The organism is Amycolatopsis sp. CA-230715, from assembly GCF_018736145.1.
In the GTDB taxonomy this organism is placed as follows: Bacteria; Actinomycetota; Actinomycetes; order Mycobacteriales; family Pseudonocardiaceae; genus Amycolatopsis.
The window spans coordinates 5291250-5317108 of record NZ_CP059997.1; the positions used below are offsets into that span (position 1 = coordinate 5291250).

Consider the following 25859-nt stretch of genomic DNA (forward strand, 5'->3'; position numbering starts at 1 on the left):
TGCGCCGCAGGAGTAAACGCGGAGCGGCGATCCTCCGGGTGAACGGTGGTCTAGGCGCCGTCCTCGTCTTCGCGCAGGGACCGGATCATGTTCCGCAGAACCCGGAACGCGGTCGCCTGCTCGGCCTCGGTCATCCCGGCCAGCATTCTGAGCTCGACGGACCGGACCGCCACGGTCGCTTTCTCCAGGCTTCGCCTGCCGCGGGGCGTGAGCCGCGTGGGGAGAGCCTTCCCGACGGGTGCCTCCGCGGGCCTGGTCACGTAACCGTCTCGTTCCAGGGCTTGGAGTAGCACGTTCATCGTCTGCCGGGTCACGAACGCGCCTCGCGCCAGTTCGGAGTTCGACAGGCCCGGTCGTTGAGCCAGCAGTTCGAGGCAGGAGTAGTGCGTCACGTTCATGCCGAGCGGCCGCAGCACCTCCTCCATGGCCACGCGCAGGGCGCTCGACGCTTCTTTCAGCAGGTAGCCCAGAGACGTCTTCAGGTCGACACCGTCTTGACTCATGTCAGCATTCTGACATAGATTGAGCTATGTCAGGAAGCTGACATCGAGAGAGGATCACGATCATGCCCGTCACCGGCCCCGACTTCATCTCCCTTCAGGCGCGCGACCTCGCCGCTTCGCAGGCGTTCTACGAGCAGTACCTCGGCCTCGTCCGCTCGCCTGCCGGACCTCCGCACGCCGTCGTCTTCGAGACGAAGCCGATCGCGTTCGCGCTCCGCGACGTCATTCCCGGCACCGATCTCGCTTCCGTCGCCCAGCCGGGCATCGGTGCCGCGATCTGGCTCCACGCCACCGGCGTCCAGGACATTCACGATGCCCTGGTCGCCGACGGCCACCCCATCGTCTCCGCGCCGATCGACGGCCCCTTCGGCCGGACGTTCACCTTCGCCGACCCTGACGGCTACCACGTCACGCTCCACGACCGCACCTGACGAGGCCGGTTTCCCGGTCAGTCCCAGGAAAACCGCCAGTGGCGGTTGTGGACCAGCGCGGCCGCGAACTCGCGCAGGTTGCTGTGCTGGCCGGTGAAGCTGCGGAGGCTGAACGCGCGGTGCTCGGCGGCGACGGCGAGCGCGCGGCTCTGGTTCTTCGGCGGCGCGGCGACCGAGAGTTCCAGCGCGTCGAAGCCGAGCACGATCAGGGTCGCGCCGAACCGGTCTTCCCAGGTGCGCATGACCGCCGAAAGCGCGGCGACGTCGTCGGTGGACTTGATCATCCCGGTCCAGCCCAGCAGCGCCGGGATGTCCGCGGGCCGCTCGGTTTCCACCAGGCCGAGGCGGTAGTGCCCGCGCGCGGCGAGCACCGAGCCGGTGTTGCCCGCCTCGGCGATCGGGTCGACCCCGCGGGCGGTCCGCTTGGCGAGCCCGGGAAAGGTCGCGCCGAACGGGCGCAGGCAGTCGCGGCGGTCGCAGCAGCTCGGATCCCACCAGCGGGACAGCACCAGTTCCGGGTCTGCCGCGCCGATCCGGCCGTCCGCGGGGGCGAGGCGGCCCCTGTCGTCGATCCAGTCCTCGCCGTTGGCCGCGAAGCGCAGGTCGTGCGGGATGAGCACGGGCCAGAGCATGGTGCGCTCGAAATCGGCCACGCACGTGCGGAAGTAGCCGGGATCGGTGAGCGGGCCGTCCGACACCCACAGCCGCCCGTGCCAGCGCCCCGGCGGCATGTCCAGCTCACGCGAGCGAGCCGGCGGCGGGAACGGTGCGATGGTCATGTGAACCCCTCCACGGTCGTGTTCCAAGACTGTTCGAACACTAGTTCGATGGTATGACAGTTTCGGGGCGTCCGCCTCCCCCGGACGGGGGCGGCCGTTCAGGCGGCGCCGTGCCCGGCCGCCGCGGCCAGTTGCCAGGCGGTGATCCGCCGGATGATGAGGGCGGCGCACGCCGCGGCGGTCACGACCAGCACCGAGGACAGGATGCCCGCCACGATGCTCCGGTGCAGCGCGCCGGAAAGAGTGCTGGCGGACCGGAAGTTCTGGTCTTCGGCGAGCAGGTAGCCGCGAAGACCGGCGGTGCCGAGCAGGAGCGTGATCCACCAGGCGGAAACGAGCTTCCCGGTGGGGCGCGTGCGGAGGCTGACCGCGGTGGGCGAGGTCCCCGGATCACTGGCCTTCCAGATGTCGGCGACGACCGTGTGCGGGAACCACAGGCTGACCACCGGGCAGAACCAGCCGCCGACGGCCCAGCCGTAGGACAGCCGATGCGGCGCGGCGCAGATCAGCTCCGCGTTGGCCCGCACACGGCTCAGCCAGATCAGGAAGGCGGCCCCCGCGGGCACGACCGCCGCGAGGTGGATCCAGTGCACGGTGCTGGTCAACGGTTCCGCGTGGTCGTACACGTCCTCGTACGCGGTGCGGCTCGAGGTCGCGCCGGTCAGTTTCGTGAAGAGATTCCACGTCACGGCCGTGCAGGCCACGTCGAGCGCGGCGACCACGAAGATCAGCGCGGTCGCCGCGCCCCCGCACGCGGACAACCACCGCACCCGCGGGGGTGTCCCGGAAATCGGGTTCCGCGGGAGCGGCCGGTCACGGCCGGGGTCTTTCGGCGCCGGTCGCTCGTGGTCCACCGCGGGCGCCTGCCGAGCCGGGGCCGCCGAATCGGGCCGACGGAGCCGGTGCGGCTGGTGCCGCGGCCGGTCGGCCTTTCCGGCCGGCGCACGCGGCGGCAGGTGAGAACGCTGATCGCCCTGGTTCCCCGGGTATTCGGTCACCCGGGCGAAGGTAGCCCTCGCGCCCGGGAGCCCTCCCCGCGGAAATGGCACCCAGCGTCGCCGCGAGTTTCCTTGCGCAGCAACGGAAAGCTATCCGCCCGGGTCAGAGCGGGCGGAGCAGGTCTTCGGCGTCGATGATGTGGTAGGCGTAGCCCTGTTCGGCGAGGAAGCGCTGGCGGTGCGCCGCGTACTCGGTGTCCACGGTGTCGCGCGAAACGACCGAGTAGAAGTGCGCCTGCCTTCCGTCGCCCTTCGGCCGCAGCAGCCTGCCGAGCCGCTGCGCCTCTTCCTGCCGCGAGCCGAAGGTGCCGGAGATCTGGATCGCCACCGACGCTTCGGGAAGGTCGATCGAGAAGTTCGCGACCTTCGACACGACGAGCGTGCTGAGCTCGCCGCGGCGGAATTCGTCGAACAGCTTCTCGCGCTCCTTGTTCCGGGTGGCGCCCTGGATCACCGGCGCGTCCAGCTCGTCGCCGAGCATTTCGAGCTGGTCGAGGTAGGCGCCGATGACCAGCGTCGGCTCACCCCTGTGTTTGTCCACGATGGACTTGATTACGGCGGTCTTGGTGTTCGCGGTGGCGGCGAGCTTGTAGCGCTCCTCCGCTTCCGCGGTGGCGTAGCCGAGGCGCTCGGCGTCGGTGAGCGTCACCCGCACCTCGGTGCACACCGCGGGCGCGATCCAGCCCTGCGCTTCGATGTCGCGCCACGGCACGTCGAACCGCTTGGGGCCGATCAGCGAGAACACGTCGCCCTCGCGGCCGTCCTCCCGCACCAGCGTCGCGGTGAGCCCGAGCCTGCGCCGCGACTGCAGGTCCGCGGTCATCCGGAACACCGGCGCGGGCAGCAGGTGCACCTCGTCGTAGACGACCAGGCCCCAGTCCCGCGAGTCGAACAGCTCCAGGTGGCGGTACTCGCCCTTGGTCTTGCGGGTGATCACCTGGTAGGTCGCGATGGTGACCGGGCGGATCTCCTTCTTCTCGCCGGAGTACTCGCCGATCTCCTCCTCGGTCAGCGAAGTGCGCGCGATCAGTTCGCGCTTCCACTGCCGCCCCGCCACGGTGTTCGTGACCAGGATCAGCGTGGTCGCCTTCGCCTCGGCCATCGCGGCCGCGCCGACCATCGTCTTGCCCGCGCCGCACGGCAGCACCACGACACCCGAACCGCCCGCCCAGAACGCCTGCGCGGCCTGGCGCTGGTACTCGCGCAGCGACCAGTCGCTCTCGTCCAGCTCGATCGGATGTGCCTCGCCGTCGACGTAGCCCGCGAGGTCCTCGGCGGGCCAGCCGACCTTGAGCAGCGCCTGCTTGAGCCGCCCCCGCTCCGACGGGTGCACGATCACCGTGTCCTGGTCGATCCGCGCGCCCAGCATCGGGCTGATCTTCTTGTGCCGCAGGATCTCCTCGAGCACCGCGCGGTCGGTCGTGGACATCACCAGCCCGTGCGCGGGGTGGTTGGCGATCTGGAGCCTGCCGAACCGGGCCATCGTGTCCACGATGTCGATCAGCAGCGGCTGGGGCACCGGGAAGCGCGAGTAGGTGGTCAGCGCGTCGACCACCTGCTCGGCGTCGTGCCCGGCGGCGCGCGCGTTCCACAGCGCCAGCGGCGTGACGCGGTAGGTGTGCACGTGCTCGGGTGCGCGCTCGAGCTCGGCGAACGGGGCGATGGCGATCCGCGCGTCATCCGCCATCGGGTGGTCGACCTCGAGCAGGACGGTCTTGTCGGACTGGACGATCAGAGGGCCATCGGTCACGACCTCCTTTATACGTTCCCGCCACGACAGAACCGGCCGGGGTGCCCGAACCAGCGTTCGGCCGCCGCGGCCGGATCACCGTCGCCCGCCCAGCACACGTACCCGTCCGGCCGCACCAACACCCTGGCCGCCCCGAGGTCTTCGGCGCATTTAGCGGGCAAAACGTCGACGGCAGGGTGCGCCAGCGGGACGGCGTCCGAGTCGCCGGAGAGGTCGAGCAGCACCGCGCGCCCGGCCCGGAACAGCTCCGCCACCCTGGTCCGGCCGCCCGCGGTCACCAGGTCGGCGTCGGGGATCCGGTGCCCGACGAGCGGGTGCCCGCCGCCGAGGTCGTACCGCAGGGCGAGGCCGGACATCAGGCCCGCGATCAGGTGGTTCGCCTCGGGCACCCGCAGCAGGTCGGTCAGGACGTCGCGCAATGCGGCGACGTCCTCGCCCTTGCCGGGCCCGGCGAGCACGCGCTGGGCCGCCGTGTGGTGCAGCACGGCCGCGGCGGGCGGGTGCCGCTCGTCGTGGTAGGTGTCGAGCAGGCTCTCGTCGGTGTGGCCGCGCACGGTCGACGCGAGCTTCCAGCCGAGGTTCATCGCGTCCTGGACGCCGAGGTTGAGCCCCTGCCCGCCGTACGGCGGGTGGATGTGCGCCGCGTCGCCCGCGAACAGGATCCGCCCGTGCCGATACTGCTCGAGCTGGCGCGTCGCGTCGCTGAACCGCGAGGCGTGCAGGATCCGCCCGAGTCGCGTCTCCTCCCCGTAGACGGCCGTGAGGGCCTTCGTGATCTCGGCTTCGGTGACCGGCGAGTCCCGTTCGGTCGGCCCGTCGGTCGCGCCGACGGTCAGCCGGTACAGGTCGCCGCCGACCGGCACGAGCATTGCCCAGTAACCGTTCGCCGTCCGCGTCAGCTCGCTGAAGTGCGCCGCGCGCTCCGGCACGAGGTCCGAGGTGGAGGTGAGCGTGACGTCGGCGAGTGTGGCCGTGAAGGTGCCGTCGCGGCCGGGGAACGGGAGCCCGAGGAACTTGCGGACGGTGCTGCGCGCGCCGTCGCAGGCGACGACGTAGCGGGCTTCGAAGGTTTCGTCACCGGCGCGCACGGTCACCGACGACTCGCTCTGCTCGACAGCGGTCACCGCCTTGCCCCGCAGTACCCGCGCGCCGAGAGCGACAGCGTGCTCTTCGAGAACCTTCTCGATCGTCCACTGGGGAAGGCCCACCGGCGTCGGGTGGCGGGTGTGCCAGCCGGAGCAGTCGAGCGGCACCGGCAGCCCGCCGAAGTGCCCGCCGACCCGCTGTCGCTCGTAGGTGTGCTCCTCAAGCGGTTCGACGAGCCCTCTGAGATCGAACAGCTCCACGGTGCGCGGTTGCATCGTGCCGCCTTTGACCTGTTCGAGCCGCTCTTCGCGTTGTTCGAGCACCACCACGTCGATGTTCGCGAGCGCCAGTTCGTACGCCAGCGTGAGTCCCGCGGGGCCCGCTCCGATGATCACCACGTCAGTCATCATTCTCTCCTCAGTGCAAAAGTAGCCTGAGTGCAATATAGCCCTGGGTGTAGAACATTGCTAGGGTGACTTCCGTGAGTGAGCAAGAGGGCCTTCGGGAGCGAAAGAAGCGGCGTACCAGGGAGACGATCTCCGAGGTCGCGATCGCGCTCTTTCTGGAGAAGGGGTTCGACCAGGTGCCGGTCGCCGAGGTCGCGGAGAAGGCCGAGGTGTCCCGCCGGACCCTGTTCACCTACTTCCCGAAGAAGGAAGACCTCGTGGTGCACCGGTTCGCCGACCACGAGACCGAAGCGGGCAGGGTGGTCGCCGCGCGGGCGGACGGCGTGTCCCCGCTGCGCGCGCTGCGTGAGCACTTCCTCGACGGGCTCCGGCAGCGCGACCCCATCACCGGGCTCAACGACCGGCCCGCCATCCTCGCGCTCTACCGCATGGTCGGCGGCACCCCCGCGCTCGCCGCGCGGATGCTGCAGTACAACGCCAACGCCAGGCAGGCGCTCGCCGACGCGCTCCGCGACACGGCGGGCGCCCCGGCGCTCACCGCCGATCTGGCCGCCGCGCAGATCATCAGCGTGCTGTGGACCCTGCAGAACACCAACGGCGAGCGGATGCGCGCGGGGGAACGCGCGGACGACCGGTACCCGCGGGCCGTCGAAGCCGCCGAGCACGGGTTCGCGCTGCTCGCGGGCGGCCTCGCCGCGGCCGGACTGGGTGAGTGAGCCACGACGTTTAGCCCGCTAAATGCGCGCGGGGGCGATCCCGCCTACGGGAGGTCGCCCTTCGGGAGGAGCGCTTGGACGTCGAGGCGGTTGGCGAGCATTCCCGAGCTGTGCATCAGATCCGCGACGCGCTGCAGCCGCACGGCGTTGAGCGAGGTCGGGTACGAGCCGAGCGCCACCAGTGCCGCGGTCGTCTGGTCGATCCCGGCGACGCGGGGCAGCGCCTGGCGGACCGCGCCCTGGTCGTCGCCGCGCTGCTGCGCTTCGCCCAAAGCGGAACGGAACAGCGCGAGCGTCCGCGGGTTCGACTGCGCGAACAGCCCGCTGGAGGCGTAGGCGGACAACGGGAAGTCGATCGTGGCGCCGCGCGCGCTGTCCACCACGATCTTCGCGCCGAGCTGTGCCGCGGCCTTGGTGATGAACGGTTCCGTCATCCACGCCGCGTCGGCGTCGCCTGCCCGCAGCGCGTCCGGCATCTCCTCGAACGACCGGACGACGAACTTGACCTTCTCCGGGTTCACCCCGGACGCCGCGAGCATCGAGCGCGTCGTGAGCGTGCCGAGGTCGTCGAGCATGTTCACGGCGATCGTCGTGGTCTTCTTCTTGGCGGGGTCGGTGTACTTCGAACCTGGCAGCGTCACGAGCGCCATCGTGTACTGCGACGACGTGTAAGCCTCGCCCTGGAGCTGGAACGCGCCACCCGCGGCGGCCGCCTTGAACAAGGCGACGTCGCTGGCGAAGGAGACGTCGAGATCGCCGGAAGCCAGCCGGGAAAGCGCCCTGTCCTGATCCGGTTCCTCGACCAGATCGACGCGGAGCCCGGCGCGCGTGAACGCGCCGTCGGCGACCGCCATCCGCAACGGGGCGGTGTCGATCCCGTTACCCACCCCGACGCGCAAGGTGCTGCGCTCGGGAGTGATCTTGTTCTCACCGCCACCGCCGGAAAACATGCTGCACCCGCTCACCACCACCAGTGCGAGCACGAGCACTGCGGTGACTGCGCGCATGAAATCCTCTTGTATCGCGGGATCTTTCCGGGGCCGTGCTGGAGCTTAGGGGGCGGTGCCAATACCATCGCCGGGTGCCGCGCCAGGGTGGGCGACTTCCGCATGATGCCAGATATCGCTACCCTCCAGTAGGTTTCGGAGCGCGCTCGGTCGTGCTCGCACCGTGTTTGGAGAAGGAAGTCTGTGGCCCGTCGGCGAAGTCGTCCGCGTGACGACGCGATGGCGGACGCGTCGCACGATGCAAGTGCAGTTGCCGAAGCAGGCGGCCGGTGGCGCCTGCGCAACTGGCGCCTGCGCACGAAACTCCTTGCGGTGCTGCTCATTCCGGCGATCACCGTCGTCGTACTCGCCGGGCTGCACGCCAAACAGGACCTCGATCACGCCGACCAGCTTGCCGAACTGGCCGCCCGGGGCCGGGTCGACGGGACCATCGCCGAGGTCGTGCACCAGCTCCAGCGCGAACGCGATCTGACCGTCCGGTTCGTCGCGGGTGGACGGAAGGCCGATCCCGCCGAACTGCGCGCGCAGCGTGACCGGGTGGACGCCGCTTCGGCCGCGTTCTCGAAGGAAATCGGTGCGCAGACGCCAAAACTGCCGTCGCAGGCGGTAACCGCGTTGCGGCAGACGGAATCCCGGCTCGGCGTGCTGACCGGTCTCCGGTTCGCGGGCGAACATTCGGCTTATCCCGCCGACGCGGTCTTGCGTTCGTACAGCGAGCTGATTTCGGGCCTGCTCGACATGAACGATCAAGCTGTCACCGGGATTACAGATCCGGACCTGGCGCGGCTCCGGCTCGCCGCCAACGCGCTGGCGCGCGTGAAGGACCAGATGTCGATCAAGCGCGCGGTGCTCGCGCAGGCGCTCGAGCAGGGCTCGCTTTCGCCGGACGGCACCAGGGCGCTGCTCGGTGCCGACGCGGAGCTTTCCGCCGCGCGCAACGACTTCCGCAAGTTCGCCAGCCCGGACCAGCAGCGGATGTACGACGACACGGTGATCGGGCTGATCGTCGACATCGGAAACGACATGGTCGAGTCGGCGCTCACCCGCACGCAGAACGACCAGGGTCTCGCCGGTCTCGACCCGGCGCGCTGGGACACCGCGGCGACCTACACCGTCAACCTGGCGCGCAAGGTCGCCGACGCGATGCAGGCGCGGACGCAGGCGCACACCGACACCCTCGCCGAGCGGGCGCGCACTTCCGCGTTGGTGGACGGCGGGATCGTGCTGGGCGCGCTCCTGCTCGCCGCGGCGCTCGCGGTGGTCATCGCGCGCTCGCTGCTGCGGCCCCTGCGCGTCCTGCGGGGCAGCGCGCTCGAAGTCGCCGAGCACCGGCTGCCGGAGGCGGTGCAGGACATCCTCGCCGACCCGCGCCCCGAAAACGCGCGAAACCGTGGTGTGGCACCGGTTCCGGTGTTCACCCGCGAAGAACTGGGACAGGTGGCGCGTGCGTTCGACGCCGTGCACGGGGAAGCGGTCCGGCTCGCGGGTGAACAGGCGCTGCTGCGCGAAAACGTCAACTCGATGTTCGTGAACCTCTCGCGGCGGAGCCAAAACCTCGTCGAGCGCCAGCTTTCGGTGCTCGACCGGATGGAAGCGGACGAACAGGACTCCGAAACGCTCGGCGGACTGTTCGAACTGGACCACCTCGCGACCAGGATGCGCCGCAACAGCGAGAACCTGCTCGTGCTGTCCGGTACCGAGCTCGACCGCGTCGCGCCGGGCCCGGTCGCCGCCGAGGAGATCATCGGCGCCGCGCTGTCCGAGGTGGAGCACTACCAGCGCATCGAACTGCTCGGCGTGCCCGATCTCCAGGTCCGCGGCGAGCCGGCGAGCGATCTCGTGCACGTGATTTCCGAGCTGCTCGAGAACGCGACGCTGTATTCGGGCGAGGACACCGTGGTCACCGTGTACGGCACGATCGCGCCGGACGCGTCGTGGCACGTGCTCATCACCGACCGCGGCGCGGGCATGCCGGACCCGGAGATCGCGCGCGCCAACGCCAGGCTCGCCGAACCGCCCGAAGTGGACGTCGAGGTGTCCAGGCGGATGGGCCTGTACGTGGTGGCGCGGCTGGCGAGGCGGCACAAGATCACCGTCCGGCTCGCGGCCGCCGACGGCGGCGGGCTCGCCGCGACGGTCGTCGTGCCGCCGTCGCTGCTGATCGGCACGCCGCCGGTGGGGCTGCCCGCGCCGGAACTGGCCGCCGCGGCACCGGAGCCCGTCGCGGTGTCGACGGTGCTGAGCCCGGACGCGCCCGCCGGGCTCCCGCTGCCGCAGGAGCTGCCGTCGCTGCCGGTGTTCAGCGAACCGTTCAGCGAGCCCCGCCGCGCGCCGGTCGAGTCCGAGCCCGCGCCGTCGTGGCCGGAAGCCGAGCCGTACCAGTTCGACCCCGACGAGCCGACCGAGCGGATGCCCGCGTACCAGGATCTGCTCGAGCAGTGGTTCGCCGCGGCGGAGCAGCGCGTCCCCGATCTGCCGGTGGCCGGCCCGGAACCGGCGCCGAGCTGGGGCCTGTGGGAACCGGAACCGGAGCCGGGGGAACCCGGCGTGGAACCGTACGCGGAACCGGTTCTGGAACCCGTCGTCGAGCCGGACCGGCCCGCGCCCGAACCGCGCCAGGGGACGTGGCCCGCGGAAGGCGCCGTGGACTGGCCGGAGGTCACCTCGCCGGAGCTGGCACCGGTGTGGCCGGAGGAATCCCGCCGCGAACCGGTCGCCGAACCGGTGGACCCGCGGCCGGAGCCGGAAGCGGACGACGCCGAGCCGGAATGGCCGAAACTGCAGTGGCCGGAGCCGAGGAAGCCCGAACCGGAGCCGGATTGGCCGGGCCCCGTCTGGGCCGAGACCGCCTTGGAACAGGCCGCCACCGGTCCCGTGCTGACCGAGCCCATCCCCGCCGAGCCGCCCGAACCGCGGTGGCCGGAGCCCGCCGCCGAGGACTTCCCGCCCGAACCCCGCGTGCACGCCGACCACGCGCGCCGCCGTGCCGAAGAACCGCCGTCGCCGAGGCAGGCGCCGGAGCCGGAACCCCGGTGGCCGGACGCCGACGACAACGAGCAGTACCGCGAACCGGGTGACAAGCCGGTGGTTTCCCGCGCGGCGGACGCGGTGCGGGTCCGGATGGCGAGCCTGCAGAATGGCACCAGGCGTGGCAGGCACGCCAGGACGGAGACGGAGCGCGAATGACGCAGGGTGCGAAAGCCACGTTGCTGGAGGTGATCGCGCTCGGCCCGCGCGACGCCGAGCACGCCGAGGAAGGCGGTGCGGATCGGCTCGAGCTCGTCACCGACATAGCCAGCGACGGGTTGACCCCGCCGGATTCGGTGGTCGAGGCGGTCCTCGAGGCGACGGAGCTGCCGGTGCGCGTGATGCTCCGCGACGAAGACTCGTTCAAACCGCGTGACCTCGCGACGCTGAAGGACACCGCGAAGCGCCTCGCCGACGTGGGCGCCCGCGAATTCGTCTTCGGGTTCCTGACCGAGGACGGCGAGGTCGACCTGGACGCGTGCCACGCGCTGGCCGACGTGCTTCCCGGGCTGAAGTGGACGTTCCACCGCGCGGTCGACCACGCGCGCGACGTGCTGGCCGCGCACGCGGCACTGCTCGAACTCGGCTGCGACACCGTGCTGACCGCGGGGCACGCGGGCGGTGTCGCGGCGGGAGCGGACCTGCTGCGCAAGCTCGCCGTCCGCGAGGCGGGGCCGCGGGTGCTGGTCGGCGGCGGCCTGCGCGCCGAGCAGATCCCGTCGCTGCGCGAAGCGGGCCTCGACGCGTTCCACGTCGGCAGCGGGGTCCGCACCGCGGGCTGGGACGAGCCGGTCGACGTCGCCGCGGTCCGCCGCTGGGCGGGTCTGCTCGCGTAGCCGCGAGGAACCCGATGCGCTGAAGGCCACCATCACAGCAGCGACGGTGGCCTTCAGCGCACTAGCGGCCGTCCAGTTTCGTGGTTTCGGGGATCTCGTCGAGCCGTTCGACCTCTTCGGCGAGTTCCCATTCGGCGGCGTCGGCCGCGGCCAGCTCCGCCTCCGGCGCGTGCTCGGCACCCGGCACCGGCGGCACCACGAGCTCGTCGTCCGGATCGGTGGCGAGCACCGCGGACCGCCCGCTGCGCCGCTCCCGCGCTTCCAGCCACCTCGCGAGCCGGGAAAGCCCGAAGTTGACCAGGAAGTAGACGAGCGCGATCACCAGGTAGGTCTGGATCAGCAGGTGGTTGTAGTTCGACAGGGTTTTGCCGAGGAAGAGCAGATCCGCGTAGCTGACCAGATAGCCGAACGCGGTGTCCTTCACGATCCCGGCGAGCTGGCCGACCAGTGACGGCGTCACGCGCCGCAGCGCCTGCGGGAAGATCACGTGCCGCATGGCGCCCGACTTGCTCATCCCGAGCGCGAGCGCGGCTTCGCCCTGGCCGCGGTCGAGCGAAAGGATGCCACTGCGAAAGATCTCGCCGAACTGGGTCGCCCGGTACACCGTGATCGCGGTGACGATCATCCACAGTGGAGACATCTCCAGCCCGAGCGGCGGCAGCGCGAACAGCACCACGTAGATCAGGAGCAGCCCGGGGAGCACCCGGATCACTTCCATGTACGCCCTGGCGAGGAAGGAGACCGGGCGCGGCCCGGACACCCTGGCGAAGGCCAGCAGCAGGCCGAGCGCACCGGCGAGCACAGTGGACAGTGCCGCGGCGAGCGCGGTGCCGCCGAGGCCCTGCAACAGATAGCTGATGATCGGCCAGGTGCCGAACGGGCGCCAGCGGCCGAACGCGAGCTGGCCGTGGTTCCCGAACTGCACGAGCGCCAGCGCGAGCAGCGCGGCCCCGACGAGAACGGACGCGATGGTCGCGATCCTGATGCGCCGCTTGGCCTTCGGCCCGGGAACATCGAAAAGGAAATCACTGGAACTCACAGGTGTTCTCCCGCCCCTCGTTCCTCGGTCCGGGAGAACACCTGCGAGGCACAAGCGCACTGTGTCTTCTGGAGCGATTCCTCCCTGCGGTCGTCATCGCTCATCGGTGGATCACCATCCTGCGCTCCAGCCTGCCGCCGATCGTGGAGACCACCACCGCCATCGCCGCGTAGCAGAGCCCGGCGCCGGTGTAGACGAGAATCGGCTCCGCGGTGCGGAAGTTGATCCGGTTCGCGGCCTCGGTCAGGTCGAGCAGACCCACCGTCGCGGCGAGCGCGGTCTCCAGCACGAGCGTGATGGTGATGTTCGTCAGCGGTTGCACGGTGGTGCGGAACGCCTGCGGCAGCACGATGTTCGTGAGCAACTGCCGCGTGCTCATGCCCAGCGCGCGTGCCGCTTCCGCCTGCCCCTTCGACACCGAGTTCACGCCGGAGCGGATGGCCTCGGCGTAGTAAGAGCCTTGGTACAGCGAAGAAGCCAGCACCACGCTGGCGAAAGCGCCGAATTCGACGCCGATTTCCGGCAGCGCGAAGAACACCAGCGCGAGCCAGAGCAGCAACGGAATGCTTTGGAACAGTTCCACGTACGCGGTGCCGAACAGGCGCAACGGACGCACCGGGACGATCCGGCAGGTGACCACGACGACGGCCACCACGACGGCGCCGGCGAAGGAGGCTCCGGCCAGTTCCACGGTGGTCAGAAGGCCGTTGCCGAAATCACCGAGTGACTCGGTCAGTTGACTCATGCCGCCCTGTCAAGAAGAGGAGGTGCACCCGGGGCGCGCGGTCGCGGAGCGCGCCCCGGGGGAGGGAAAGCGCGTCAGGTACCGGGAACGCCACCGATCTTCGGCGGCTCCGGCACGTTCGGCAGCGCCTTGCCGAAGGTCTCCTTGTACGCCTCCTGCCAGAGCTTGCTCTCCTGGATCTTCTTCAGCCAGTCGTTGATGAACTTCTTGAACGTGTTGTCGTCACGCTTGATGCCGATGCCTTCGGCCTCCGGAACGAACACGTTGGAGCTGGCGACCTTGATCTTGTCGTCGGTGTAGGCGGCACCGGCGAGCGCGACGAGGTCACTGGCGAACGCGTCGCCCCTGCCCTGCTCGAGCGCCTGCACGGCCTCCTGGGTGTTCTGGAACTGCTGCACGCTGGCGGTGTTCGGCGCCACGGTCTTGAGCTCTTCGACCGCGCTCGACCCGGACAGGATCAGCACCTTCTTGCCGTTGAGGTCCGAGGCCTTGGTGATGTTGTTGTTGGTCTTCAGCGTGGCGATCGCGGTGCCGGAGTCGAAGTACGGCCCGGCGAAGCCCACCTTCTCGGCGCGCTCCGGCTTGATGCCGTATGCCATGAACACGGTGTCGACGGTCCCGTTGATCAGGAGCGCTTCCCGGGTCTGCGGCGTGCCGTTGACGATCTTGCGGTTCGGGTCCCCGATGATGTACTTGGCGAGCATCTTGCTCATCAGCGCGTCGAAGCCCTCGGCCTCACCGGTGGTCGGGTTCTGCTGGGAGAGCAGCGGGGTGTCGAGCACGCTGCCGACGACCAGCTCACCGCGCTTCTTGATCGCCTGCGCGGTCGGGCTCGAGGCCAGCTCCGCCTCGCTGGCGACCGGGGCGCGGTCGATGAGGCTCTGCGCGACCTGCTGCTGCTGGCCGGTACCACCCGGCACCGCGTTGTCCCCGCCGGAGCAGGCGGACACCGCTCCGATGGTGAAGACCGCGCCGAGCGCCGCGATCTTTCTGCGCGTCGATGACGCCAAGCTCATGTGGGCCTCGTTCCGTCCTTGATCCAGTCTGGGGGGAGGTGGCGGCCACCGGTCTCGCGACCGGCGTTGGTTACCGACTGGCGGTGTGACCGACTGACCAGCGACACTCGACTACTCACGGTGCACATGGCAACCGGCCCCTACCGCGATCGGGTGACTGATCATGGCCGTCGCGCGAAGAATGGACTAGTCCACCGCGCGTCGTCAAGCGAGCACAGCCGGATCGTTGTCCTTCGTTCAAGAAGGTGTGACCCCGAAGCCAGCCCTGATCATCGTCAGCGCGTCATCCGATAGCGTTAGTACAGGTGAGAGCAAAACTGACGAGTAGGTAGACGTGTGGGGAACACGCTGTTTCACGTGCATCCGCACAGGCATCCGTCGATGGTATGGACAACCGCACCCACTGCTTTCTTTTCTCGGCGGTAGTCGATACCCTCGCCCCCAATCAGGTGACCTGCGGCCTGACTGACTGGTCGCTGGGGTAGCGATCGGTCGAGGGGGATGCCACCGGCTGCCTTGTTCGCGGAAGCCCGATGGAAACAATGCTGAGCCTCGAACGGGAAGGAAGTCTTCGGTGCCCCAGTTCGCGAGTGGGGAGCCCGCTCGCAATGCGGTGTCCTCGGCGGATGCCCGTGCCGCGGAAATCGAGCACGACGACTCGACCGGACCTGACCGGATCTCCGAGGCGCGGCCCGCACGCAGATCGGACGACGCACGGCCGACCAAGGGACTCTCCAACTGGCGGGTCCGGCGGAAGCTCATCACCGTGTTCGTCGTCCCGACGGTGGCCGCGTTGTTCCTCGCGGGTCTCAGAGTCTACGACGGCTTCGCCAACATCGCCGTCTACGATCGCGCCGAAAAGCGGGTCGAACTCACGCAGAAGACCGCGAACGCGATCCAGAAGCTGCAGACCGAGCGTGACTCGATGGCGGCGTGGATCGCGACCAGCCGCGGCGATCGCGGCGATCTCGACCAGCGGATCAGGGAGTCGTCGACGGCCGCGTCCGCGGTCAGGGACGCTTCCGACGACGTCGCGGACATCGGCGACGACAGCACGACGCAGAAGTACCAGCAGGCGCTGACCCGCCTCGACGGCCTCGACACCCTGCGCGTCTCCGCCGGCGACCCCTCGTTCATCCCGCTCGCCGCGCAACAGGCCTACGGCGCCGTCATCGACGCGCTGCTGAAGGTCGGCGACGAGTTCGGTTCCGACGTCACCGACAAGGGGCTGCAGAACCGGCACGAGGCGCTGACGTTCCTCTCGGACGCCAAGGAGTACTCGGCCCAGCAGAACACCTACCTGCGGTACGGCGCGATCCTCGACACCTTCAAGTCGAACGAGCTCCCGAACATCAACACCGCGCAGGCGAACCTGATCGCCGCGATCGACCGGTTCACCGGGGTGGCGACGCCGGAAGCGCGGCTGCTGTACTCCAACACCCTTTCCGGTGACCAGGTCTCCCAGCGCTTCCAGATCCAGCAGCTCGCGCTGCTGCGCGCGCAGTCCGGCGCCCCGCTCGGCATCGACCCCAAGCTCGTCGCCGACACCTCGGCCGCGACGCTGGACAAGTTCCAGCAGGTCGAGGGCGATCTGCTCGCCGAGGAAGCGAGCTACACCGGCGCGCTGGTCAGCCAGGAGCGGACGAGCGTGCTCATCACGTCCGCGATCATCGTGGCCGGGTTGCTGGTCGCGCTGCTGCTGATGTTCGTCGTCGGCCGCTCGCTGCTGCGGCCGCTGCGCAAGCTGCGGTACGGCGCGATCGACATCGCCGAGCACGAGCTGCCCCAGGCCGTCGACCGGATCATGGGCGAATCGGATCCCGCCGCCGCGGTGCACGGCGCGATCGCCCCGCTCCCGGTGCACACCACCGAGGAGATCGGCGAGGTCGCCCGCGCGTTCGACCAGGTCAACGCGCAGGCCGTCCGGCTGGCCGCCGAACAGGCCATGCTGCGCGAGAACGTCAACGGCATCTTCGTCAACCTGTCCCGCCGGTCGCAGCGGCTGGTGGAACGCCAGCTCGGCGTCATCGACCGGCTGGAAGCCGACGAGCAGGACCCCGACCACCTCGCGAGCCTGTTCGAACTGGACCACCTCGCCACCCGGCTCCGCCGCAACGGTGAGAGCCTGCTGGTGCTCTCCGGCGCCGGGCTCGCGAAGTCGGTGCCGAAGCCGGTGCCCGCCGCCGACGTCATCGGCGCCGCGGTGTCCGAGATCGAGCAGTACGCGCGCGTCGAGGTCGGCGTGATCCCCGAAGTCGCGGTTCGCGGGCTAACCGTGCACGACCTCGTGCACGTGCTCGCCGAACTGCTCGACAACGCGACCTACTTCTCCGAGCCGGAGACGAAGGTCAGCGTCCGCGCGGTGGTGACGAGGAAGAAGGCGCTCGCCATCCAGATCACCGACCGCGGCGTCGGGATGTCGGGCGACCAGGTCGCGGAGGCCAACGTCCGGCTGGCCGACCCGCCGGACCTGGACGTCTCGGTGACCAGGCGGATGGGTCTCTACGTGGTCGCGCGCCTCGCCCAGCGGCACGGCATCGAGGTGCGGCTGCGCGAGAACGAGGACATCGAGGGCGGCATCATCGCCAGGATCGTGGTGCCCGCCGAGCTGCTCGGCCCGGTCACCTCGGACAACCGGCCGCGGCCGCCGTCACGGCAGGAGACCTCCTCGCCGAGCCTGCCCCCGATCAGCACCGTTTCGCCGAGCGGTCCGTCCTCGGCGTCGTCGATGTCGTCGCTGCCGTCGATCTCGTCGTTGACGCCGCCCCCGCCGTCGAGGCCGTCGGAACCGGAACCCGTCGAGCCGGCTCCGGCCCCGACCCCGCCGCCGTCGAACAGGTCGCTCGCCGAACCCGGTGAGCTGCGCCCGCTCGACCAGCCGATCAGCCTCGACGATCTGGTCGGCGGGGCGCAGAGCGCGGCGGGGCCGTTCCTCAGCCCCGGGCAGGCGGCGGCGGAACAACCTCCCGTCGGCCAGAATGGACTCGGCCACGCGGGCAACGGCAACGGTGCCGCCGGGCAGCTCGGCCAGCCGGGGCAGTCCTCGGGTGAGACGACGCAGTTCTCGCTCGCGTTGCCGAAGCGCGAGCCGCGCTACGTCGCGCCGGAGCCACCGGCGCCGGAGCCGGAGCGCGCCGAGGAGAGCAGCGCACTAGACGACGACGTGCCGACCAGGAGGCTGCCGATCTACCAGTCGGTGCTCTCGCGGTGGTTCAGCGAGGAAGAAGCAGGCGGATCGCCCGCTCCGGAGGAGCGGCAGGACCCGGCCATGACCGAGCAGTCCGCGGGTGAGCTGGATGCGGTGAGCGACGCGGGCGCCGGTTACGAAGAAGCACCGCCGGCCGAATCGGAGGAGGTGGGCGTGAACTACTTGTCGAGTGACTCTTGGCACAGCGCCTCCGACGACGGCTGGCAGGCCGCACAATCACTCCTCGAGCAGAAGAACGAGGAAATGACCACGGCCGGGCTGCCCAAACGGGTGCCCAACGCATACTTGGTCCCGGGCTCGGTGAACACTGGTGAGGCGGACGCCTTCCGCGACACCACGGTGGGGCAGCCTGGCCAGGGTGCCATCGCGCGGTCGGCGTCGGCGGCGCGAAACCGGATGGTGAGCTTCCAACGCGGGTACACCACCGGGCGGCACGCGTTGCACGAGAAGACGGCCGATGGTGAAGAAGGCGTTTCGGTCAGTGGCGGGGAGCAGCACTCCTCGTCCGGCACAGCAGTGAGGAGTGAGGAGTGACACGGGCTGGCGCAATGCAGCCCGGCTCGCCGAAGCAGCACGGGCAGCCGGGTAGTTTCGCATGGCTCATCACGGACTTCGTGCATCGCGTTCCTGGCGCGGCGCACGCTGTGGTGGTATCGGCCGACGGGCTGCTCCTTGCGGCCTCCCGCGGACTGCCCAAGGACAGAGCGGACCAGCTCGCTGCGGTGGCGTCGGGGCTGACCAGCCTCGCGCGCGGCGCGGCGAAGGTGTTCGAGGGCGGGGCCGTCGCGCAGACGGTCGTCGAAATGGCGAACGGCTTCATGTTCCTGATGTCGGTTTCGGACGGCTCGTGCCTCGCGGTGCTTGGCTCTCCGGACAGCGACATCGGGCTGGTGGTGTACGAGATGACGCTGCTGGTCGACCGGGTCGGTCAGCAGCTGACGCCGGAGCTGCGCGCCCAGTTGCAGGGAGCCGCGCGCCCCTAGGCGCGCGCACGGCACGGAGGAACTGGCGTGGACTCGGGGCGATCACGAGGTGACGGACGGCTCGGCGACGACTACGGCGCCGACCGGTGGCCCGATCAGGTCGACAACGCCAAGGCGGGCGAGGACTGGCAGACCTTCCGGGAGCGCGTCGACCGGGAGTGGCGGTCGCGCCGCAGCGCGGCCTCCGGCGGCGAAACCGACTCGGACACCGCGGCCTGGCTGCGTTCCTCGGATCCGATGGAGGGCACCGGCCCGGCCGAGTACGACGTCGGGGAGTTCCGGGACCGGCTGCTCAGCGGTCCCGGGTCGGAGCTCTTCGGCGGCAACGGGGAGAGCCTGCCGCCGGATCCCGCCGATTTCGCCGCGTTCGGCGGGCAGCGGCAGGACTCCGGTCCGCTGCTGCCGGTGCCCGCGCAGCAGGAGCTCCCGGAGGAGACTTCGGGCCTGGTCCGGCCGTACTTCCGGACCAAGGGCAGGACGAGGCCGACCTACGACCTCGCGATCGAAGCGCTCATCTCCACGAGCGAACGCGGCAGGGTGCTCGACCGGGTGCCCGTGCCGGAGCACCGGTCCATCTGCGATCTGTGTCTCGACACCCGCTCGGTGGCCGAAGTGGCGGCCTATTTGAGGTTGCCACTCGGTGTGGTGCGGGTGTTGATTGGTGACGTTGCCGGGATGGGCCTTGTCCTGGTGCACTCCGCGACCTCCGCGGTGGGCGACCGGCCGAGTATCGAGTTCATGGAAAGGGTGCTCAGTGGGCTTCGGAGAATTTGACTCCGACGCGAACACGTCGGCTGCCGCCGGACCGACTTCGTCGGCCAAGATCGTGGTGGCAGGCGGATTCGGCTCCGGTAAGACCACGCTGGTCGGTGCGGTCTCGGAGATCGATCCGCTCACCACGGAGGCCTCGATGACCGAGGCCAGCGCGTCGGTGGACGACCTGTCCGCGACACCGAACAAGACGACCACGACGGTCGCCATGGACTTCGGCCGGATCACGCTCGATTCGGACATCGTGCTGTACATGTTCGGCACGCCGGGCCAGCACCGGTTCTGGTTCATGTGGGACGACCTCGCGCTCGGGGCGATCGGCGCGGTGGTGCTGGTCGACACCCGCAGGCTGTCGGACGCGTTCCCGTCGATCGACTTCTTCGAGAACCGCAACCTGCCCTACGTCGTCGCGATCAACTGCTTCGACCGGCTGCTGCACCACCAGATCGACGACGTCCGGCACGCGCTGACCATCTCGCCGTCGGTGCCGATCATGGCGTGCGACGCGCGCGAGCGTGAGTCCGCGAAGCAGGTCCTGATTTCGGTCGTCCAGCACGCCATCTCGCGCGACAGCGCGCTCCAGGCAGGCTGAAACCCCGCTACTCCTGACGGGCCACCGGCGCGGCGCGCCGGTGGCCCGTTTCGTGTCCTGTGGTGAGCGCCACAAAGATTGCGCCAGGTGGATGCGGCCGTTGGAGTGAACCCGGTCAGCTTCACCCGCTTCGGGCAGTGGTCTCGGTTCGTGACACAGCGCAGGGATGTTTTCGTGGGGTTCAATGCGCGATTAATCGTGAATGTCTCGTCAATGACTTGATGACCTGCGCAGATCCACTCGATCGGGTGACGTACTGAGAGTGTTCTCGGGACTGTCGTTGTGCCTTGTTGAACACGTGTTATCGCGAAGAGCAAGGTCAATATCACCCACAGTGTCGAGGTTGATCGTTTGTGCCCACTCGACAGTCCGGCTTCGGGTAATACGCTGGCAGCCGAGCTCCCACGAGCACCGGGAGTACGGGGCGGGGAACCACAGGAGGGACCGTGACGTCGGTGGAACACCAGCCGGGCAGCTTCAGCTGGCTCATCACGGATTTCGTGCGCAGGGTCCCCGGCGCCGCGCACGCCGTCGTCGTCTCCGCCGACGGGCTCATGCTCTCCAGCTCCGAAGGGCTCCCCAAGGACAGAGCGGACCAGCTCTCCGCCGTCGCGTCCGGGCTCGTCAGCCTCACCTACGGCGCCGCCCGCTGCTTCGACGCGGGCTCGGTGAACCAGACCGTCGTCGAAATGGAGCGCGGGTACCTCTTCTTGATGTCGATCAGCGACGGCTCGTGCCTGACCGTGCTGGCCGCGCCCAACTGCGACATCGGCACCGTCGCCTACGAGATGACGCTGCTCGTCGACCGCGTCGGCCAGCAGCTCACCCCCGAACTGCGCTCGCAGCTGCAGGGCCACGTGGGCAGCCGCTGATGAAGGCGCCGCTTCCCGACCGCAGTGGCTCCGCCGGCCTCGCCGCGGGCGAGCTGGGCGGCGACCCGCCGAACCGGTTCGAACTGCGCGGCGGCGCGACCGCGCTGACCGAGCGCGCGCCCGTGCGGCACCGGTCGATGGTGCGGCCCTACACCCGCACCGGCGGCCGTACCCGCTCCGGCGCCGAACTCGCGCTCGAAGCTCTGGTGTCGACCAGCGAGCTGGGCAGGTCCCTGCCCGGCACGGCGCCGGCCGAGCACCGCCAGATCGCGGACTTCTGCGCCGACACCCGCTCGGTCGCGGAGATCGCCGCGAACCTCGCGCTGCCGCTCGGCGTCGTGAAGGTCTTCGTCGGCGACATGGCCGAGGCGGGCCTGGTGCTCATCCACCAGCCCGGCCTCATGTTCGGGGACCGCTCGTCCCGCGAGTTCATGGAACGCGTCCTGGACGGCCTGCGCTCCCTCTGACCCCCGCGCCCGCCCGCAGTTAGCGGGCTAAACGTCGTCAAGCGCCCCACGCCCGGCCCGGTCAGCTGAGCGCGTTTAGCGGGCTAAACGTCGTCAGTCGTCTTCGACGAGGGCGGCGGAGGTGATCCGGTGCAGCGGGTACCGCTCCTGGTCCGAGCCTTCGACGACCCCGCCGCCGACCCGGACCGGCGTGACCACCCGCTGGGTCGCCGTGCCGTGCGAGTCGACGAAGCCGATCCAGACCTGGCGCTGTTCCCTGGTGGCCTTCGTCAGCAGCGCGAGCGTCGAGGAGGTGTCCGCGCCACCGCCGCCGGGCAGCCGTACGGCGGCGCCCCGCCTGCTGCCCGCGGCCTTGTCGCCCGCCCGCACGTGCGCGATCACGGCGTTCAGCTGCTCCGGGGAGATCCCGGGATCCGACGGCGCCACGCGCCGCGCCGGCCGCGCCCGCGCCGGGACCCGCTTGCCGCTCGGCCGCAGGTCGAACACCCTGCCGTCCGGGCCCTCGGCCGCGGGCGCGAAGCCGGCGGCCCGCAACCCGTCGAGGACCTCGGCCAGCGGCAGCGGGCTGATCAGCACGGTCGGCGCGATCTTGCGCAGTTCCAGGTCGTCCGCGCTCGCGTTGGCGAGGACCTCGGCGACGAGCACCTCGTCGTCGCAGCGCAGGAAGCAGCCGGCGACGCCGCCCCGCAGCCGTCCGTGCCGCCTCGCCACGTCGTCGATCAGGTACGTCAGCGACTGCGGGACCGGGGTCGCCGAGCGCGTCGAGAACAGGTCGTGGAGCTCGCCCGCCGTCCGCCCGGTGTCGAGCGCGCGCCGCACCGAGGTTTCCGTCACGCGGTAGACCGTGGCGTGGCCCGCGGACTCGATGTCCGCGACGGCCTGGATCTCGGCGGCCAGCTCGGCTTCGAGCGGGCCGGGTGCGACGACGGTCAGATCGGCCTGCACGAGCACCTGGTCGACCGGCTTCGGCAGCGCTTCGCCCATCTGGCCGAGCGCGGTCGCCCGGTCGTCTTCGAGCAGCGCGCCCGCGGCGGTGGTGAGCGCGCCGAGCGCGACCACGCCCACCGCGGTCGCCTCCGCCATCGTCCAGCGGACGATCTCGTCGCGCAGCCTGCCGCCGCGCCGCGGTGCCCGCCACGCGAGCACCCGCACGAGCTCGTCGGTGCTCTTCACGCCGCAGCCGCGCGGCAGGTCCGCCAGCGTGCGCAGCACACGACGGCGCGCCGTCACGGCGAGCGGGCGGCGAAGGTCCTCCGCGAGCGGCGCGAGCGGGCGGTCCTTGGCGTCGCGCTGGCCCGCCAGCCCAGGCAGGCGCGGCAGTTCGAGCCAGGCCTGCGCCACCGTGATCCACCGCTGGGCGGGTGCGGAGGCCAGCCACGAGTCGGTCAGCGTGGTCGGCACCCATTCCGGGCTGGTCGTCTGGCTGTCCGCGACGAGCCCCGCGCCGACGGCGAGCTCGGCCAGCAGGATCGCCCTCGTCTCGTCGACGTCGAGATCGCGCGCCAGCTTCTTGAGTTCGCGGACGCCGAGCCCGCCCGCCTTGAGCACCGGCGGCGGCGTCCGCGACCACGTGGTGAGCAGGTTCTCCAGCACGCGGACGAATTCGAGCGCCTCCCCTGCCGCGGTCTGGTCCACAGTGGACGGTTGGTGCGGGTTGAGCGGCAGGTCGGGCTCGACGAGCGTGTCCTCGCTGAACGCGTGACCGCCGCGCAGCGCGATCCCGGCCTGGCGCGGAAGTTCGACGGTCCCGCCGTCGCGGCGGGTCAGCAGGCCGCGGGCGAGCAGGCGCTGCACCGGCGTCACCGCTTGGTCGAGCGGGAGCGTCGTCGCGGCGTCGCGCGTGCGGCCGATCGGAGGGCCCGCGGCGAGGGTGTTCAGCAGTGCGCGCTCGTCGTCGCCGGTTTCCGCGATCAGCGCCGCCACATCGACGCCGTCGAGCGCGGCCGAAGGCGCGCCCAATCCGGCGGGGTAGCTCCCGGCGACCTCCTTGGCCGCGGGCAGCACGCGCAGGTTTTCGTCGTCGCCCCAGGCGATCGCGCGCTCGCGCAGCAGGTCGACGGCTTCGCGCACCGGCGCGCCGACGAGCCGGGTGATCTCGTCGAGCGTGACCGCTTCGGTGTCGGCGCCGGCCAGCACGAGCGCGTCGAGCACGGCGAGCGCGAAGGTGTCGAGGTTTTCGCAGGCGCGCGAGACCGACCCTGGTGCACCGGCTCTCGTGGCCAGCACGGTCGTGTCGGAGGGCGGAGGTGTCGCCAGATCGCGCCGGGACCGCAGCAGTGCGGCCAGCGCGTCGTCGGACACCGAGCGCAGCCAGTCCGCAAGGGAGGTCGCGGGCATCACTGCCGAGGATAGCCCTGGTACCGGCGGGTTGGGTGCGCCGGGGAAACCCTGGTCGGGCACACTGGTGCCGGAAGGATCGCAGGCTGCAGGAGGACTACGTGGCGAAGGTGAACAAGGACGACCGGATCGACCCCACCTGGCCGCACGCCCAGGACGGCGAGCACCCGGTGTCGGAACTGGCCTCCGACCGCCAGGGCGCGCTGTCCCCGTTCGGTTCGCTGGCGTTCCCGCTCGACTCCGTGCCCTACGTGCACCCCGAGACCGAGATCAACAAATAAGGGTTACCGGCGGGTATCGCGCCAGGTCAGAGGTGTCCCGCGTCACCGGACTAATGTTCTCCGGGTCTTAGTCGCGCGTCGTTTGCGGGGTAGCTCTCATGCCTGTTCCCGGGCCCGGGTATTCGATCACCGTCCGTGTGGAGGCGCCCTCGTCGGCGACCGCCGCCGGCGACCTGACCAGCGCGGTCGGCAGGGTGGGCGGCGTGCTCACCGCGTTCGACGTGGTGGAGTCGCACACCGACGCGATCGTGGTGGACATCAGTGCCAACGTGCTGTCCGCCGATCACGCGCAGGACATCACCGAGGCGCTCGACGCGCTGGACGGCGTCAAGGTCCGCAAGATCTCTGACCGGACCTTCCTGATCCACCTCGGCGGCAAGATCGAGGTATCGCCCAAGGTCGCGCTCCGCAACCGTGACGATCTTTCCCGCGCGTACACGCCCGGCGTGGCCAGGGTGTGCCAGGCGATCGCGGCCAACCCCGACGACGCCAGGCGCCTGACCATCAAGCGCAACACGGTCGCCGTGGTCACCGACGGCTCCGCGGTGCTCGGCCTCGGCAACATCGGGCCCGCCGCCGCGCTGCCGGTGATGGAGGGCAAGGCGGCGCTGTTCAAGAAGTTCGCCGGGGTCGACGCGTGGCCGGTGTGCCTGGACACCCAGGACACCGAGGAGATCATCCGCACCGTCAAGGCGCTGGCCCCGGTGTACGCGGGGATCAACCTGGAGGACATCGCCGCGCCGCGCTGCTTCGAGATCGAGGCGAGGCTGCGCGAAATGCTGGACATCCCGGTGTTCCACGACGACCAGCACGGCACCGCGATCGTCGTGGTCGCCGCGCTGCGCAACGCGTTGCGCGTGGTCGGGAAGTCCATCGAGGACTGCAAGATCGTGGTGAGCGGCACCGGCGCGGCTGGCTCGGCGATCATCCGGCTGCTGCTGCGCAAGAACCCCGGCGACATCGTGGCCGCCGACATCGACGGCGTCGTCCACTCCGGACGCGGCAACCTCGACGACAACCTCACCTGGATCGCCGGGCACACCAACAAGCAGGGCGCGACCGGCACCCTGCACGAGGCGCTCGCCGGTGCGGACGTGTTCATCGGGGTCTCCGCGCCGAACCTGTTCGGGGCCGAGCAGGTCGCCACGATGAACTCCGACGCCGTCGTGTTCGCGCTCGCCAACCCCGACCCGGAAGTCGACCCGCTCGAGGCGCAGCGCCACGCCGCGGTCGTCGCCACCGGTCGCAGCGACTACCCGAACCAGATCAACAACGTGCTGGCGTTCCCCGGCGTGTTCCGCGGCCTGCTCGACGCGCAGGCGCGCCACATCGACGACGAGATGCTGCTCGCCGCCGCCGACGCGATCGCGGACGTGGTCGACGGGGGCAGGCTCAACGCGTCGTTCATCGTGCCGAGCGTCTTCGACAACGCGGTCGCGCCCGCGGTCGCCGAAGCCGTCAAGCAGGCCGCGGTGAAGGAGACCGGCGCGAGGTCCTGACCGGCGGGCGGACTAGCCTCGGATCGTGAGCGAACTGAGCCACGTCGACGCGGCGGGCGCGGCCCGCATGGTCGACGTTTCCGGTAAGACCGCGACGGCGCGGACCGCGGTAGCCAGCGGCACGTTGCGCACCACCGGGGAGGTGCTGCGGCTGCTGGCCGCCGACGGCCTCCCGAAGGGCGACGCGCTCGCCACCGCGAGGATCGCCGGGATCATGGGCGCGAAGCGGACCCCGGAGCTGATCCCGCTGTGCCACCAGATCGCGCTCACCAAGGTCGACGTGTCGTTCGAACTCGGCGAGTCCTCGGTGCGGATCGAGGCGACCGCGAAGACGACCGATCGCACCGGGGTCGAGATGGAGGCGCTCACCGCGGTCGCGGTCGCCGGGCTGGCCCTGCACGACATGGTCAAAGCGGTCGACCCGGCGGCGACGATGGACGGGGTCCGCCTCGAACGCAAGATCGGCGGCAAATCCGGGGACTGGGAGCGTCCAGCATGAGCGATGCTTG

At 70.3% G+C, this 25859-nt stretch carries 23 protein-coding genes; 13 read left to right on the forward strand and 10 right to left on the reverse strand.

The annotated features are described in order from the left end of the window. Positions 1-50: 50 nt before the first annotated feature. Positions 51-503 (reverse strand): MarR family winged helix-turn-helix transcriptional regulator, encoded by a 453-nt coding sequence (locus HUW46_RS25540; RefSeq protein ID WP_215541351.1) that lies wholly within the window; start codon positions 501-503, stop codon positions 51-53. A gap of 62 nt (positions 504-565) precedes the next feature. Between HUW46_RS25540 and HUW46_RS25545 the strand changes: the two genes are divergently transcribed. Next, positions 566-934, forward strand: a complete 369-nt coding sequence (locus tag HUW46_RS25545; RefSeq protein ID WP_215541352.1) for a VOC family protein — start codon at positions 566-568, stop codon at positions 932-934. A 17-nt stretch (positions 935-951) separates the two neighbouring features. On the opposite strand, the gene HUW46_RS25550 is transcribed toward HUW46_RS25545, so the two are convergent. The 4 genes from HUW46_RS25550 to HUW46_RS25565 all read right to left on the reverse strand — a co-directional run bounded on the left by HUW46_RS25550 (position 952) and on the right by HUW46_RS25565 (position 5990). Next, on the reverse strand, positions 952-1713 hold the full coding sequence (locus HUW46_RS25550) for a DUF4253 domain-containing protein (protein WP_215541353.1): 762 nt from the start codon (positions 1711-1713) through the stop codon (positions 952-954). A 98-nt stretch (positions 1714-1811) separates the two neighbouring features. Next, complete coding sequence (locus tag HUW46_RS25555) at positions 1812-2711, reverse strand: DUF4328 domain-containing protein (protein WP_215541354.1); 900 nt, start codon at positions 2709-2711, stop codon at positions 1812-1814. A 103-nt stretch (positions 2712-2814) separates the two neighbouring features. After that, positions 2815-4461, reverse strand: coding sequence for a DNA repair helicase XPB (locus tag HUW46_RS25560; RefSeq protein ID WP_215541355.1), 1647 nt, complete (start codon positions 4459-4461; stop codon positions 2815-2817). A gap of 8 nt (positions 4462-4469) precedes the next feature. Next, positions 4470-5990 (reverse strand): FAD-dependent oxidoreductase, encoded by a 1521-nt coding sequence (locus tag HUW46_RS25565; RefSeq protein WP_256451381.1) that lies wholly within the window; start codon positions 5988-5990, stop codon positions 4470-4472. 38 nt (positions 5991-6028) lie between these two features. Between HUW46_RS25565 and HUW46_RS25570 the strand changes: the two genes are divergently transcribed. Continuing rightward, a complete protein-coding gene (locus tag HUW46_RS25570) occupies positions 6029-6670 on the forward strand; it encodes a TetR/AcrR family transcriptional regulator (RefSeq protein WP_215541357.1) in 642 nt (213 codons plus the stop codon). A gap of 44 nt (positions 6671-6714) precedes the next feature. On the opposite strand, the gene HUW46_RS25575 is transcribed toward HUW46_RS25570, so the two are convergent. Beyond that, positions 6715-7677: an ABC transporter substrate-binding protein gene (locus tag HUW46_RS25575; RefSeq protein ID WP_215541358.1), complete on the reverse strand. Its 963-nt coding sequence runs from the start codon at positions 7675-7677 to the stop codon at positions 6715-6717. Positions 7678-7860: 183 nt separating this feature from the next. On the opposite strand from HUW46_RS25575, the gene HUW46_RS25580 reads away from it, so the two are divergent. Continuing rightward, positions 7861-10863, forward strand: coding sequence for a nitrate- and nitrite sensing domain-containing protein (locus HUW46_RS25580; RefSeq protein ID WP_442860851.1), 3003 nt, complete (start codon positions 7861-7863; stop codon positions 10861-10863). Further along, positions 10860-11540: a copper homeostasis protein CutC gene (locus HUW46_RS25585; protein ID WP_215541359.1), complete on the forward strand. Its 681-nt coding sequence runs from the start codon at positions 10860-10862 to the stop codon at positions 11538-11540. Before HUW46_RS25580 ends, HUW46_RS25585 begins: the two co-directional genes overlap by 4 nt. Before the next feature lie 61 nt (positions 11541-11601). Here HUW46_RS25585 and HUW46_RS25590 read toward each other — a convergent pair whose 3' ends face one another. The 3 genes from HUW46_RS25590 to HUW46_RS25600 all read right to left on the reverse strand — a co-directional run bounded on the left by HUW46_RS25590 (position 11602) and on the right by HUW46_RS25600 (position 14340). Then, positions 11602-12579 (reverse strand): amino acid ABC transporter permease, encoded by a 978-nt coding sequence (locus HUW46_RS25590; protein ID WP_215541360.1) that lies wholly within the window; start codon positions 12577-12579, stop codon positions 11602-11604. A gap of 100 nt (positions 12580-12679) precedes the next feature. After that, positions 12680-13324, reverse strand: coding sequence for an amino acid ABC transporter permease (locus HUW46_RS25595; RefSeq protein ID WP_215541361.1), 645 nt, complete (start codon positions 13322-13324; stop codon positions 12680-12682). A gap of 74 nt (positions 13325-13398) precedes the next feature. Beyond that, the gene (locus tag HUW46_RS25600; RefSeq protein ID WP_215541362.1) at positions 13399-14340 is read right to left on the reverse strand and encodes a transporter substrate-binding domain-containing protein; all 942 of its coding nucleotides are present in this window, start codon (positions 14338-14340) and stop codon (positions 13399-13401) included. Between the two features lie 766 nt (positions 14341-15106). Between HUW46_RS25600 and HUW46_RS25605 the strand changes: the two genes are divergently transcribed. The 6 genes from HUW46_RS25605 to HUW46_RS25630 all read left to right on the forward strand — a co-directional run bounded on the left by HUW46_RS25605 (position 15107) and on the right by HUW46_RS25630 (position 21233). Then, a complete protein-coding gene (locus HUW46_RS25605) occupies positions 15107-18082 on the forward strand; it encodes a nitrate- and nitrite sensing domain-containing protein (RefSeq protein WP_215550105.1) in 2976 nt (991 codons plus the stop codon). Further along, a complete protein-coding gene (locus tag HUW46_RS25610; RefSeq protein WP_442860852.1) occupies positions 18079-18531 on the forward strand; it encodes a roadblock/LC7 domain-containing protein in 453 nt (150 codons plus the stop codon). The genes HUW46_RS25605 and HUW46_RS25610 overlap by 4 nt, the downstream gene beginning before the upstream one ends. A gap of 27 nt (positions 18532-18558) precedes the next feature. Beyond that, entirely contained in the window at positions 18559-19305 is a 747-nt protein-coding gene (locus HUW46_RS25615) for a DUF742 domain-containing protein (protein WP_215541363.1), read from the forward strand. After that, a complete protein-coding gene (locus tag HUW46_RS25620) occupies positions 19286-19894 on the forward strand; it encodes a GTP-binding protein (RefSeq protein WP_215541364.1) in 609 nt (202 codons plus the stop codon). Before HUW46_RS25615 ends, HUW46_RS25620 begins: the two co-directional genes overlap by 20 nt. Before the next feature lie 446 nt (positions 19895-20340). Then, complete coding sequence (locus tag HUW46_RS25625) at positions 20341-20766, forward strand: roadblock/LC7 domain-containing protein (protein ID WP_215541365.1); 426 nt, start codon at positions 20341-20343, stop codon at positions 20764-20766. Next, a complete protein-coding gene (locus tag HUW46_RS25630) occupies positions 20766-21233 on the forward strand; it encodes a DUF742 domain-containing protein (protein WP_215541366.1) in 468 nt (155 codons plus the stop codon). Before HUW46_RS25625 ends, HUW46_RS25630 begins: the two co-directional genes overlap by 1 nt. 93 nt (positions 21234-21326) lie before the next feature. On the opposite strand, the gene HUW46_RS25635 is transcribed toward HUW46_RS25630, so the two are convergent. After that, on the reverse strand, positions 21327-23570 hold the full coding sequence (locus HUW46_RS25635; protein WP_215541367.1) for a helicase-associated domain-containing protein: 2244 nt from the start codon (positions 23568-23570) through the stop codon (positions 21327-21329). A gap of 101 nt (positions 23571-23671) precedes the next feature. Between HUW46_RS25635 and HUW46_RS25640 the strand changes: the two genes are divergently transcribed. The 3 genes from HUW46_RS25640 to moaC all read left to right on the forward strand — a co-directional run bounded on the left by HUW46_RS25640 (position 23672) and on the right by moaC (position 25849). Further along, a complete protein-coding gene (locus HUW46_RS25640; protein WP_215541368.1) occupies positions 23672-23851 on the forward strand; it encodes a hypothetical protein in 180 nt (59 codons plus the stop codon). 98 nt (positions 23852-23949) lie between these two features. Beyond that, on the forward strand, positions 23950-25350 hold the full coding sequence (locus HUW46_RS25645; RefSeq protein ID WP_215541369.1) for an NAD-dependent malic enzyme: 1401 nt from the start codon (positions 23950-23952) through the stop codon (positions 25348-25350). Positions 25351-25375: 25 nt separating this feature from the next. Next, a complete protein-coding gene (gene moaC, locus HUW46_RS25650; protein ID WP_215541370.1) occupies positions 25376-25849 on the forward strand; it encodes a cyclic pyranopterin monophosphate synthase MoaC in 474 nt (157 codons plus the stop codon). Positions 25850-25859 lie beyond the last annotated feature (10 nt).